This is a genomic window from Embleya sp. NPDC050154 (assembly GCF_044460165.1).
Lineage (GTDB): Bacteria > Actinomycetota > Actinomycetes > Streptomycetales > Streptomycetaceae > Embleya.
This window is the reverse complement of the sequence record NZ_JBITJP010000011.1, coordinates 28334-40425: the sequence shown is the minus strand read 5'-3', so window position 1 is coordinate 40425 and position 12092 is coordinate 28334. Positions and strand designations below refer to the sequence as shown.

Below are 12092 nucleotides of genomic sequence, written 5' to 3'. Positions count from 1 at the left end.
TCGGTGCGAATCCACCCGTCGGGCGAGCGGCCCGAATCGGCCCGAATCCGCCCCCCGAGAGCCTGTCCGTGCCCCGACCCCCGGCATATGGTGGAGAAGTCCCTGCGGCCTTGAGGAGCAGTGCCATGGGCACTCCCGACTCCACGTCAACTCCCTTCTGGGGACCGGACTTCGCCGCCCTGCGCGAGGCGGACCCGGAGATCGCCGAGGTGCTTTTGGGCGAGTTGGCCCGGCAACGCGGCGGTCTGCAGTTGATCGCCGGCGAGAACTTCACTTCCTCGGCGGTGCTGGCCGCGCTCGGCAGCACGCTCGCCAACAAGTACGCCGAGGGTTATCCCGGACGGCGCTACTACGGCGGGTGCGCCGAGGTGGACCGCGCCGAGGAACTCGCGGTGCGCCGGGCCCGGGCCCTGTTCGGCGCCGAGCACGCCAACGTGCAGCCGCACTCGGGCACCGCCGCGAATCTGGCGGCCTATGCGGCGGTCCTGGCGCCGGGCGACACGATCCTGGCCATGTCGCTGCCGCACGGCGGCCACCTCACCCACGGCTCCCGGGTGAATTTCTCCGGCCGCTGGTTCCACGCGGTCGCCTACGGGGTGCGCGAGAGCGACGAGCGGATCGACTACGACCAGATCCGGGACCTGGCCCGGGCGCATCGGCCCCGGCTGATCGTGTGCGGCGCCACCGCGTATCCACGGCTTGTCGATTTCGCGGCGTTTCGCCGAATCGCCGACGAGGTGGGCGCCTACCTGATGGTGGACGCGGCGCACTTCATCGGTCTGGTCGCGGGTGACGCGGTGCCCTCGCCGATCCCGTTCGCGGACATCGTCACGTGCACCACGCACAAGGTGCTGCGCGGTCCGCGCGGCGGAGTGATCCTGTGCCGTGAGGAACTCGCCGACCGGATCGACCGCGCGGTGTTCCCGTTCAGCCAGGGCGGGCCGCACATGCACTCGGTGGCGGCCAAGGCGGTCGCGCTGGGCGAGGCGGCCGGCGCGGCGTACCGGGTGTACGCACGCCGCGTGGTGGCCAACGCGCAGGCGTTGGCACAGGGTTTGCAGGCCGAGGGCATGCGGGCGGTCTCCGGGGGCACCGACACCCACCTGGCGCTGCTGGATCTGCGGGGGATCGGGGTCAGCGGCAGCGACGCGGAACGTCGCTGCGAGCGCGCGGGCATCACGCTGAACAAGAACGCGATCCCGTTCGATCCGGTGAAGCCGATGATCGCCTCCGGGATTCGGGTCGGCACGGCTGCGGTGACCACGCAGGGGATGACCGAGACGGACATGAAGGAGATCGCCCTGCTGATCGGTCGGGCGGCGCGTGAGGACGACGAGAGCGTGCTGCGCGAGGTGCGTGCGGCGGTCGGCGACCTCGTGGCGACCCATCCGGCCTACCCGCGCCGCTGAGTCGCCCACCGGGCAATCCCGGTCCGGGGTGGCTGGGACCGGGGAGACTGTGGTTACGTGTGGGGCGACGGGCCGGTGGTGGCACCACCGAGCACAGTGCGATCGTCCCTCGCCGGTGAAGGTTCGGCGATTCTCCCGGGGAGCGGCGGCACGTCTAGTCTGAAGCCCGTGCTGCCGCTGGGATGTGCCGAAGCCGGGGACGGTTGAGTCTTGCGCGAATACCTGCTCACGCTGTTCGTCGCCGCCGCGGTGACCTACCTGCTGACGGGCGCGGTCCGCCGGTTCGCCATCGCCGCCGGCGCGATGCCCGAGATCCGCGCGCGCGACGTGCACAAGGAGCCGACCCCGCGCCTGGGCGGGTTGGCGATGTTCGGCGGTTTGTGCGCGGGTCTGCTGGTCGCCCGGCATCTGCCGGTGCTGGAGGACGTGTTCACCGCCTCGACCGACGTGCAGGCGCTGTTGTCCGGCTGCGCGCTGATCTCGGTGCTCGGGGTGATCGACGACAAATGGGGCGTCGACGCGATCATCAAGCTGCTCGGTCAGGCGCTCGCCGCGGGCGTGATGGTCTGGCAGGGCATCGTGATCCTGTGGCTGCCCATCCCCGGCTACGGCACGGTGAGCCTGACGCCGACCCAGGGCACGTTGCTGACCATCGGGATAGTGGTCATCACGATCAACGCGGTGAACTTCGTGGACGGCCTCGACGGCCTCGCGGCCGGCATGGTGTGCATCGCCGCGCTGGCCTTCTTCGGCTACTCGTACCGGCTGTGGTTCGGTTACGGCGTCTCGGGCGCCGCCGCGCCGACGCTGTTCACCGCGCTGCTGATCGGGATGTGTGTGGGTTTTCTGCCGCACAACCTGCACCCGGCGCGGATCTTCATGGGCGACTCCGGCTCGATGCTGATCGGCCTGATGCTGGCCGCCGCCGCGGTCACCGTGACCGGCCGGATCGACCCGGACGCGATCATGGCGCAGAGCGACGGCTCGATGTCCTTCACCACGCACAAGCTGGTGCCCGTCTACATTCCGCTGGTGCTGCCGTTCGCGGTGCTGGTGGTGCCGCTGATGGACCTGGTGATGGCGGTCGGCCGGCGCGGTTGGGCGGGGCGCTCGCCGTTCGCGGCGGACAAGGGCCACCTGCACCACCGGCTCCTGGAGATCGGCCACTCGCACAGCCGGGCGGTGCTGATCATGTACTTCTGGTCCGGCCTGATCGCGTCGTTCACGGTGCTGATCTCGGTCCGTCCGGAGCGGCGTCCGATCGTCTACGTGGGTCTGGGCCTGATCGCCCTCGGCCTGGTGTTCCTGATGTTGCCGAGGTTCAAGCCGCACGTGCCGACCGAGCTGTACAACGTGGTCCCGCCGCGCTATCGGCGGATGCGCCGGCGGCGGCGCGGCGCGAACGTTCCGGTCGATCGGATGGTTCCCGGCGAATCAGACGGCGTACGGCTGAACGGAGCATCCGCCACAGCCGCCACAGGCTCCACACGTCATTCGCAAAACCCCACCCCACCAGCGCATTTGCCTGCGGGCAGGGGGGCGCGAAAGGGTGGTGGAAGGCTGTGAGCTTGTACACACGAACGGGTAAAGCTCTGCTCAAATAGTTTGTGATACCGTTCACGAACCAGGATCAACGGCCGATGAACCCCCAGCAACGAGGGTTCTGATCCCCCACGGCCATTCCCGAGCGTTGCGTCGTACCGAGCGTGTGCTCGGGCGACAGATCCGCCTCTGCCCCCCACTGATGCCGGAGTCACCGACATGCAGGCCAATGACGTCCGCCTTCTCCGAGGTTCGGTCGTGTGCACGACCGGGGCCGGGGTAATCGCGGCCATCGCGGCCTTCTTCGCGGCCGGTGGCAAAGGATTGCTCGGCGCGGTGCTCGCCACTGTCGTCGTCCTGGTCTTCTTCGCGATCGGCCAGTTGGCGATCGGGCGTATCTCGCGCAACAACCCCCTCATGATGATGAACATGGCGCTCTTCACGTACATCGTGCAGATCCTGCTGTTGGGGTTGGTTTTGTTCCTGTTCAAGGACACCGAGGCGTTCGACACGAAGGTGTTCGGACTCACCATCCTCGGGGCCACGCTGGTCTGGGTCGCCTCGCAGGTGTGGATCTTCACCCGACTGAAGATCGCCTACGTCGAACCGGACGGAGAGCGATGACATACGACCGACGCCGGACACAAGCGACACGGGGTTCGCGGGCCGGGTATGTAGACGCGACGCCGGTACTGCTAATGTCCGGGGCGTCATGAGCGAGAGAGGCCCCCGTCCACCGGACCGAGAGAATCGGGCGATGGACGGTGCCGCATGGTCGAGTGTCGGTTATCTGCTGAGCGGGATGCTCGTCTACGGCGGAATCGGCTGGCTGATCGACCGGTGGACCGGCCACTCCGCACTGTTCCTGCCGATCGGCCTGGTCGTCGGAATCGCTCTGGCCCTTGTTCTTGTCTTTGTCCGCCACGGCAGGTCCTCCTGACCGGGCCCTGTTGCGTGCCGCTCCGTGGCCCCTCGCCACGCCGACACATCGAGGTAGCCGAAAACATGCTTCACGACGAAGGAGTCGGTGGTGACTGCTGACGTCCAGACGCTCGCCAGCGAGAGCGGATGTCACCTGTTCTCCGGGTGCGGCTTCCCCTCGCCCGGGCTGAACGTCTTCGAGTTCAAGCCGATCTTCTCCATCGGGGCCTTCGACTTCACGAAGCCGATGTTGCTCGCGCTCATCTCGATGCTGCTGGTGATCGGCTTCTTCTGGAGTGCGTTCGCCAAGCCCAAGATGGTGCCGCGCGGCGCGCAGAACGTCGGCGAGTTGGGCTACCTGTTCGTTCGCGACAACATCTCGCGGGAGACGATGGGCAAGAAGGGCGACCCCTACGTCCCCTTCCTGTTCTCGATCTTCTTCTTCGTGTGGGTCATGAACGTGATGGCGATCATCCCGTTCGCCCAGTTCCCCGCGACCTCACGCATCGCCTTCCCGGCATCGATCGTCGGCGTCGTGTACGTGACCTACCTGGTCCTGGGCATCAAGCACCAGGGCTTCGTCGGTTACTTCAAGAACATGATGTTCCCGCCCGGTCTGCCGAAGGCGATCTACTTCCTCCTCGCGCCGATCGAACTGCTCCAGGGTCTGATCACCCGGCCGTTCACCATGGCGGTCCGACTGTTCGCGAACATGTTCGCCGGACACATGCTGATCGTCACCTTCAGCGTCGGCGCCTGGTACCTGCTCGGCTTCCACATCGGGGCGCTCTTCTCGGCGACCTCGTTCATCGTGGTCGTCATCCTGACCGCGTTCGAGCTGATGATTCAGGCGCTGCAGGCGTACATCATCACGCTGCTCGCGGCCTCCTACATCTCCAGCTCGCTCGAATCCGAGCACTGAGAGACCCCGCAGACCTTCCCTCTCCTCGACCGTCGTCCGGTGGATCGTCCATCGGCCTCGAAAAAAGGATCAGTTCTCATGAACCTCGCCGCTGAAGTTTCCGGCAGCCTCGGTTCCATCGGCTACGGCCTCGCCGCGATCGGCCCCGGTATCGGTATCGGCATCATCTTCGGTAACGGTGTCCAGGCCATGGCCCGCCAGCCCGAGGCTGCCGGTCTGGTCCGCCAGAACATGCTGCTGGGCTTCGCCCTCGCCGAGGCGCTCGCGCTCATCGGCGTCGTCATGCCGTTCGTCTACGGCACCTGATTCATCCGCTACGGACGGAAGGTCCTCACACCGTGATTTTCCTCGCCAACAGCGAAGAGAAGATGAACCCTCTTCTCCCGCCGCTCGACGAGATCATCATCGGTGGCGTGGCGTTCCTCATCGTCTTCGGCTTCCTGTGGAAGATGCTCCTTCCCAAGATCGCGAAGACGCTGGCGGACCGTACGGACGCCATCGAGGGCGGTCTCAAGCGCGCCGAAGAGGCGCAGGCCGAGGCCCAGGCCGAGCTGGAGCGTTACCGCGACCAGCTCGCCGAAGCCCGTCGTGAGGCCGGTCGCCTCACGGAGGACGCCCGCGAGCAGGGTGCGGTCGCCATCGCCGAGATGCGCGCCGAAGGTCAGCGGATCAAGGACGAGATCGTCACCGCCGGCCACACCCAGATCGAGGCCGACCGCAACCAGGCCCAGAACGCGCTTCGTCAGGACGTCGGCCGGCTGGCCGTCGACCTCGCGTCGCGCATTGTCGGGGAGTCGCTCGAGGACGAGGCGCGTCAGCGTCGGGTCGTCGATCGCTTCCTCGTGGAGCTGGAGACCAAGGCCGCCGCGGCGGCGACCTCGGAGAAGGTGCGCTGATGCAGGGCGCCAGCAGGGAATCCCTCGCCGCGGCTCGTGAGCGCCTGGACGCGCTCGCGACCGCGACCGGTACCGACATGGTCCAGTTGGCCCAGGAGCTCGACTCCGTGGTCATCCTGCTCGACCGGACGGTGTCGCTGCGTCGCGTCCTCACCGACTCGACGCGCTCCGGGGAGGCCCGCGCGGCCTTCCTGACGCAGCTCCTGTCCGGCCAGATCTCCGGTACCACGGCGGATCTGCTCGGCGGACTCGTCCGCACGCGCTGGTCGCGGCCGACCGACCTGGTCGACGCGATCGCCGAACTCTCGGTGTCCGCCGAGCTGATCGCCGCCGAGCGCGACGGGAAGCTCGACGAGCTCGAGGACGAGTTGTTCCGCTTCGGCCGGATCGTGGTGGGCGAGCGCGAGCTGCGCTCCGCCCTGACCGACCCGGGCATTGCGAACGAGCGCAAGGCGGAACTGGTGTCGGGTCTGCTGGAGGGACGGGCCCAGCCCGTCACCCGGCGACTGATCACCAGGCTCGTCGCACATCCCCGTAGCCGTAACCTTGAACACGGGCTCGAGTCGTACGCGCGCCTCGCCGCCGATCGCCGGCGTCGCATGGTCGCGTTGGTCACGGTCGCACTGCCTCTCACCGAGGAGCAGCGCACCCGCTTGGCCGCGGCGCTGGGCCGGATGTACGGCCGCGAGGTCCACCTGAACGTGGAAATCGATGCCGACGTCATCGGCGGGGTCCGCGTGGAGATCGGTGACGACGTCATCGACGGCACCGTGACCACACGTCTCGAAGAAGCGGGCCGACGGCTCGCCGGCTGAGAGACACCGGACGACAGGGCGTCGCCGTCCGCCCGGGAAAACCCCCGGACCGGCACAGCGACTCCCACAGCAGCACCGCGGTTCCGTACGACAAGCGACGGACAGCGGACCGTTAACCCCACCACCTAGGAGAGCAGGGACACCAGATGGCGGAGCTCACGATCCGGCCGGAGGAGATCCGGGACGCGCTGGAGCGCTTCGTCGCCTCGTACGAGCCGGAGACGGCCGCGCGCGAAGAGGTCGGTACCGTCACCGAGGCGTACGACGGCATCGCCAAGGTCGAGGGCCTGCCCTCGGTCATGACGAACGAGCTGCTCAAGTTCGAGGACGGCACCCTCGGTCTGGCGCAGAACCTCGACGTCCGCGAGATCGGTGTCGTCATCCTCGGTGACTTCAGCGGTATCGAAGAGGGCCAGAAGGTCCGTCGTACGGGCGAGGTTCTGTCGGTTCCGATCGGTGACGGCTACCTGGGTCGCGTCGTCGACCCGCTGGGCCAGCCGATCGACGGCCAGGGCGAGATCGCGGCCGAGGGCCGTCGCGCGCTGGAGCTTCAGGCTCCCGGCGTGATGATGCGCAAGTCGGTGCACGAGCCGATGCAGACCGGCATCAAGGCGATCGACGCGATGACCCCGATCGGCCGTGGCCAGCGTCAGCTGATCATCGGCGACCGGCAGACCGGCAAGACCGCGGTTTGCCTGGACACGATCATCAACCAGCGCGACAACTGGCGCTCGGGCGACCCGAAGAAGCAGGTTCGCTGCATCTACGTCGCGATCGGCCAGAAGGGCACGACCATCGCGTCCGTGCGCCGCTCGCTCGAAGAGGCCGGCGCGCTGGAGTACACGACGATCGTCGCCGCCCCGGCATCCGACCCGGCCGGCTTCAAGTACCTGGCCCCGTACACCGGTTCGGCCATCGGCCAGCACTGGATGTACCAGGGCAAGCACGTCCTGATCGTGTTCGACGACCTGTCGAAGCAGGCCGAGGCGTACCGCGCCGTGTCCCTGCTGCTGCGTCGTCCGCCGGGGCGCGAGGCGTACCCCGGTGACGTCTTCTACTTGCACTCGCGTCTGCTCGAGCGTTGCGCGAAGCTGTCGGACGAGCTCGGCGGCGGCTCGATGACGGGTCTCCCGATCATCGAGACCAAGGCGAACGACGTGTCGGCGTACATTCCGACCAACGTCATCTCGATCACCGACGGCCAGTGCTTCCTGGAGTCCGACCTGTTCCTGCAGGGCGTGCGCCCCGCGGTCAACGTCGGTATCTCGGTCTCGCGAGTCGGTGGCTCCGCGCAGATCAAGGCGATGAAGAGTGTCGCGGGTCGACTTCGCGTCGACCTGGCCCAGTACCGTGAGCTGGAGGCGTTCGCGTCCTTCGGTTCCGACCTGGACGCCACCTCCAAGGCCTCGCTGCAGCGTGGTGCGCGCATGGTCGAGCTGCTCAAGCAGGGGCAGTTCGAGCCGTTCGCGATCGAGCTCCAGGTCGTCTCGATCTGGGCCGGCACCACCGGCAAGCTGGACGACGTTCCGGTGCAGGACATCCGCCGCTTCGAGAAGGAGCTGCACGAGTACGTGCAGCACAAGCACGCGGCCCTGCTGACCGGGATCGTCGAGACCGGCAAGCTGGAAGACGACACCGTGATGGCGCTCACCGACGCGGTGGATGCCTTCAAGCAGACGTTCACCAAGTTCGACGGCGAGCCGTTGATCCAGGACGTGACGCCTGCCGGGCTGACGAAGGAAGACGTCGGCCAGGAGAAGATCACCCGTCACGTGGCCAAGTCCGAGTAAAGAACGGAGAACCCTGACCAATGGGAGCCCAACTTCGGGTCTACCGGCGTCGGATCCGTTCCGTGTCGGCGACCAAGAAGATCACGCGCGCCCAGGAGCTCATCGCGGCGTCGCGGATCGTGAAGGCGCAGCAGCGCGTCGCGGCCTCCAAGCCGTACGCCGACGAGCTGACGCGCGCCGTTTCCGCGGTCGCCACCTTCTCCAACACGCAGCACCCGTTGACCACCTCGGTGGAGCGGCCCACTCGGGCCGCGGTGCTGTTGGTAACCAGTGACCGCGGTTTCGCGGGCGGCTACAACTCGAATGCCATCAAGGCCGCCGAGCAGCTCACCAAGCTGCTCGAGGACGAGGGCAAGACGGTCAGCCGCTACGTGATCGGGTCCAAGGGCATCGGGTTTTTCCAGTTCCGCGACGTGGACCTGGCCGGGCAGTGGAAGGGATTCTCCGACCGCCCCGAGTACTCCGACGCCAAGAAGGTGGCAGGTGAGCTGATCGACGCGTTCGTGACGCCCACCGACGAGGGCGGTGTGGACGAGATTCACCTCGTCAGCACCGAGTTCGTCTCCATGCTCACGCAGAGCCCGGTCGCGGTGCGGGTGCTCCCGTTGGCGGTCGAGGAGACGGACGAGCCGCCGGCCGGCGGTCCCTTCCCGCTCTACGACTTCGAGCCCTCGGCCGAGGGTGTTCTCGACGCACTGCTGCCGCGGTACGTCGAAAGCCGCATCTTCAACGCCCTGCTGCAGTCCGCCGCTTCCGAGCACGCGGCCCGCCGGCGGGCGATGAAGTCGGCGACCGAGAACGCCGAAGACCTCATCCGGACCCTCTCTCGTCTGGCGAACAACGCCCGCCAGTCCGAGATCACCCAGGAAATCAGCGAGATCGTCGGTGGCGCCAACGCCTTGGCCGACGCGACCGCGGGGAGTGATTAGACATCATGACTGCCACTGTTGAGACGGCCGCTGCCACGGGCCGCGTCGCCCGCGTCATCGGCCCGGTCGTCGACGTGGAGTTCCCCGTCGACGCGATGCCGGAGATGTACAACGCGCTGCACGTCGACCTGGACCTCTCGGGCCAGGGCGAGGGGGAGGGCAAGACCACGCTCACCCTCGAGGTCGAGCAGCACCTTGCCGACGGCATCGTGCGTGCGATCTCGATGCAGCCCACCGACGGCCTCGTTCGCGGCGCCATCGTCACGAACACCGGCTCGCAGATCTCCGTGCCCGTGGGCGACGTCACCAAGGGCCACGTGTTCAACGCCCTCGGCGAGGTCCTCGACGTGGACGCGGCGACCTTCGAGGTCACCGAGCGCTGGCCGATCCACCGGCAGGCGCCGGCCTTCGACCAGCTCGACTCGAAGACCGAGATGTTCGAGACCGGCATCAAGGTCATCGACCTGCTCACCCCGTACGTCAAGGGTGGCAAGATCGGTCTGTTCGGTGGTGCGGGTGTCGGCAAGACGGTGCTCATCCAGGAGATGATCGTCCGTGTCGCCCGTCTGCACGAGGGTGTGTCGGTGTTCGCCGGCGTCGGCGAGCGCACTCGTGAGGGCAACGACCTGATCGAGGAAATGAAGGAAGCGGGCGTCTTCGAGCAGACGGCGCTCGTCTTCGGGCAGATGGACGAGCCCCCGGGCACCCGTCTGCGCGTGGCTCTGTCCGGCCTGACCATGGCGGAGTACTTCCGCGATGTGCAGAAGCAGGACGTGCTGCTCTTCATCGACAACATCTTCCGGTTCACCCAGGCCGGTTCCGAGGTGTCGACGCTGCTCGGCCGGATGCCCTCCGCGGTGGGTTACCAGCCGACGCTCGCCGACGAGATGGGCACCCTCCAGGAGCGCATCACCTCGACCCGCGGTCACTCGATCACCTCGATGCAGGCGATCTACGTCCCTGCGGACGACCTGACCGACCCGGCTCCGGCCACGACGTTCGCGCACCTCGACGCCACGACGGTGCTCTCGCGTCCGATCTCCGAGCTGGGTATCTACCCGGCCGTGGACCCGCTGGACTCGACGTCCCGGATCCTGGACCCGCGCTACGTCGCGCAGGACCACTACGACTGCGCGATGCGGGTCAAGAGCATCCTGCAGAAGTACAAGGACCTCCAGGACATCATCGCGATTCTGGGCATGGACGAGCTGTCCGAAGAGGACAAGCTCACCGTGCACCGCGCGCGTCGCATCCAGCGGTTCCTGTCGCAGAACACCCACGTGGCGAAGCAGTTCACCGGGCTCGACGGTTCGGACGTTCCGCTGTCCGAGACCATCGAGGCGTTCAACGCGATCGCCGACGGCAAGTACGACCACGCTCCCGAGCAGGCATTCTTCATGCTCGGTGGGCTGGACGACCTCGAGAAGAAGATCGCCGAGCTCAACAAGGGCTGACGATCGCCTGATCGACGAGGGGCGGTCCCGAACGGGTCCGCCCCTCGTGTCGGTTCCCGGTACGGGCCACCCGGCCCCTCCGGAAACCCGCCGGCGCTGAGTCGGTTGGAGCCAGGCCCGTCCGGGCCACTATCCTTGAACACCACCCGTCCCGTGAGGACGGAGGCGAAGACCAGCGTGTCTTCGACCCGACATGAGGAGCCACGTTGGCTGAGCTGCACGTCGAGCTGGTCGCGGCCGACCGCAAGGTGTGGTCCGGCGAGGCCACCATCGTCATCGCACGCACCGCGGACGGCGACATCGGCATCCAGGCCGGTCACCAGCCGGTCCTCGGAGTGCTCGAATCAGGTCCGGTGACGATCCGTCAGGCCGACGGTTCGGTCGTCATCGCGGCGGTCCACGGCGGGTTCATCTCGTTCGCGGACAACAACCTCTCGCTGCTCGCCGAGATCACCGAGCTGGCCGACGAGATCGATGTCGCCCGCGCGGAGCGGGCGCTCGAGCGCGCCGGCGCGGCGAAGGACTCCAGCGCCGAGCGGCGTGCGGAGACGCGGCTGCTCGCCGCCCAGCGGCGGGACTAGCCACAGCCAGTCGCAGCACCAGAGCCCGGACCGACACACGGCCGGGACCACTGCTCAACGCGCGAACGAGGAGGTCGATCCGGATGGTCCTCGTCGTGCTGAGCGTGATTCTGGGCGTTGTCGTCGTATTGGTGGTCGGCGTCGCGGCGTTCGCGCTGCGTCGCCGGCTGATCCAGCGACCCGGCGGCACCTTCGACTGTTCGCTGCGCATGCGGCCACCGGTATCGCGATCCGGCGAGGCCGGTTCGACCTCCGCGGCGTCACCCGGGCACCAGGCTCCGGGGGGCGCCGCGTCGTCGTCCCCGGAGCCGGCAGGCAGCGGTGCCGAGGAGGATCCGGCGGCGCCGTCGGCCGATCCCGACCACGGCAAGGGCTGGGTCTTCGGGATCGCCAGGTACAGCGGGGACCGGATCGAGTGGTTCCGCGTGTTCAGCTACGCGCCCCGCCCGCGTCGGGTGTTGCAGCGCGGCGGGATCAATGTGATCGGCCGCCGGGAGCCGGCCGGCCAGGAGGAACTGGCGCTGCTGGCCGGCGCGGTGATCCTGGTCTGCGAACACGACGGCGCGCGGATCGAACTCGCGTTGAGCGAGGACGCGTTGACCGGTTTCCTGGCCTGGCTGGAAGCGGCGCCGCCGGGACAACGGGTCAACGTCGCCTAGCGGCGGCGCTCAGCTCCCGACAGCGGAGCTTCGCTCCCGGCCGGCACTCGTCAGCGGTTGGCGCCGGGCACCCACAGCACGTCGCCCACCTCGCGGTTCGCGTGCCGCGCCAAGATGCTGTGTCTGTTTCGGGGGCGACCCCCGGGCCCCACGCCGGGGTGTGTTCGCGTCAGG

Annotated in this window: 13 protein-coding genes; all 13 read left to right on the top strand. The window is 67.8% G+C overall.

Annotated elements, in window-relative coordinates:
• Positions 1-125: 125 nt before the first annotated feature.
• The 13 genes from glyA (at position 126) to ACIBSV_RS23245 (ending at position 11918) form a co-directional block, all read left to right on the top strand.
• Positions 126-1409 (top strand): serine hydroxymethyltransferase, encoded by a 1284-nt coding sequence (gene glyA, locus ACIBSV_RS23305; protein WP_395865998.1) that lies wholly within the window; start codon positions 126-128, stop codon positions 1407-1409.
• A gap of 210 nt (positions 1410-1619) precedes the next feature.
• Entirely contained in the window at positions 1620-2975 is a 1356-nt protein-coding gene (locus ACIBSV_RS23300; RefSeq protein ID WP_395865996.1) for an MraY family glycosyltransferase, read from the top strand.
• 234 nt (positions 2976-3209) lie between these two features.
• Entirely contained in the window at positions 3210-3575 is a 366-nt protein-coding gene (locus ACIBSV_RS23295; RefSeq protein WP_395865994.1) for a hypothetical protein, read from the top strand.
• A 133-nt stretch (positions 3576-3708) separates the two neighbouring features.
• Positions 3709-3891 carry an AtpZ/AtpI family protein gene (locus tag ACIBSV_RS23290; protein WP_395865992.1) on the top strand — a complete coding sequence of 61 codons (183 nt, stop codon included), beginning with the start codon at positions 3709-3711 and terminating at the stop codon, positions 3889-3891.
• An 87-nt stretch (positions 3892-3978) separates the two neighbouring features.
• Positions 3979-4794, top strand: coding sequence for a F0F1 ATP synthase subunit A (gene atpB, locus ACIBSV_RS23285; protein ID WP_395865990.1), 816 nt, complete (start codon positions 3979-3981; stop codon positions 4792-4794).
• A 78-nt stretch (positions 4795-4872) separates the two neighbouring features.
• Positions 4873-5100 carry an ATP synthase F0 subunit C gene (gene atpE / locus ACIBSV_RS23280; protein WP_395865988.1) on the top strand — a complete coding sequence of 76 codons (228 nt, stop codon included), beginning with the start codon at positions 4873-4875 and terminating at the stop codon, positions 5098-5100.
• A 32-nt stretch (positions 5101-5132) separates the two neighbouring features.
• Positions 5133-5690 (top strand): F0F1 ATP synthase subunit B, encoded by a 558-nt coding sequence (locus ACIBSV_RS23275; RefSeq protein WP_395865986.1) that lies wholly within the window; start codon positions 5133-5135, stop codon positions 5688-5690.
• Positions 5690-6505, top strand: a complete 816-nt coding sequence (locus tag ACIBSV_RS23270) for a F0F1 ATP synthase subunit delta (protein WP_395865984.1) — start codon at positions 5690-5692, stop codon at positions 6503-6505. The genes ACIBSV_RS23275 and ACIBSV_RS23270 overlap by 1 nt, the downstream gene beginning before the upstream one ends.
• Positions 6506-6651: 146 nt before the next feature.
• Positions 6652-8295, top strand: coding sequence for a F0F1 ATP synthase subunit alpha (gene atpA / locus ACIBSV_RS23265; protein ID WP_395865982.1), 1644 nt, complete (start codon positions 6652-6654; stop codon positions 8293-8295).
• A 20-nt stretch (positions 8296-8315) separates the two neighbouring features.
• Positions 8316-9224: a F0F1 ATP synthase subunit gamma gene (locus ACIBSV_RS23260; protein WP_395865980.1), complete on the top strand. Its 909-nt coding sequence runs from the start codon at positions 8316-8318 to the stop codon at positions 9222-9224.
• 5 nt (positions 9225-9229) lie between these two features.
• Positions 9230-10678: a F0F1 ATP synthase subunit beta gene (atpD, locus tag ACIBSV_RS23255; protein WP_395865978.1), complete on the top strand. Its 1449-nt coding sequence runs from the start codon at positions 9230-9232 to the stop codon at positions 10676-10678.
• 206 nt (positions 10679-10884) lie between these two features.
• Positions 10885-11259, top strand: coding sequence for a F0F1 ATP synthase subunit epsilon (locus ACIBSV_RS23250; protein ID WP_360318886.1), 375 nt, complete (start codon positions 10885-10887; stop codon positions 11257-11259).
• Between the two features lie 83 nt (positions 11260-11342).
• Positions 11343-11918 (top strand): DUF2550 domain-containing protein, encoded by a 576-nt coding sequence (locus ACIBSV_RS23245; RefSeq protein WP_395865976.1) that lies wholly within the window; start codon positions 11343-11345, stop codon positions 11916-11918.
• The last annotated feature ends 174 nt before the right edge of the window (positions 11919-12092 follow it).

Excerpts from the sequence above, each read along its gene's own strand:
- ACIBSV_RS23245 (WP_395865976.1), top strand. The coding sequence starts at position 11,343 with ATGGTCCTCGTCGTGCTGAGCGTGATTCTGGGCGTTGTCGTCGTATTG.
- atpA (WP_395865982.1), top strand. The coding sequence starts at position 6,652 with ATGGCGGAGCTCACGATCCGGCCGGAGGAGATCCGGGACGCGCTGGAG.
- atpE (WP_395865988.1), top strand. The coding sequence starts at position 4,873 with ATGAACCTCGCCGCTGAAGTTTCCGGCAGCCTCGGTTCCATCGGCTAC.
- ACIBSV_RS23290 (WP_395865992.1), top strand. The coding sequence starts at position 3,709 with ATGGACGGTGCCGCATGGTCGAGTGTCGGTTATCTGCTGAGCGGGATG.
- glyA (WP_395865998.1), top strand. The coding sequence starts at position 126 with ATGGGCACTCCCGACTCCACGTCAACTCCCTTCTGGGGACCGGACTTC.
- atpD (WP_395865978.1), top strand. The coding sequence starts at position 9,230 with ATGACTGCCACTGTTGAGACGGCCGCTGCCACGGGCCGCGTCGCCCGC.
- ACIBSV_RS23270 (WP_395865984.1), top strand. The coding sequence starts at position 5,690 with ATGCAGGGCGCCAGCAGGGAATCCCTCGCCGCGGCTCGTGAGCGCCTG.
- ACIBSV_RS23260 (WP_395865980.1), top strand. The coding sequence starts at position 8,316 with ATGGGAGCCCAACTTCGGGTCTACCGGCGTCGGATCCGTTCCGTGTCG.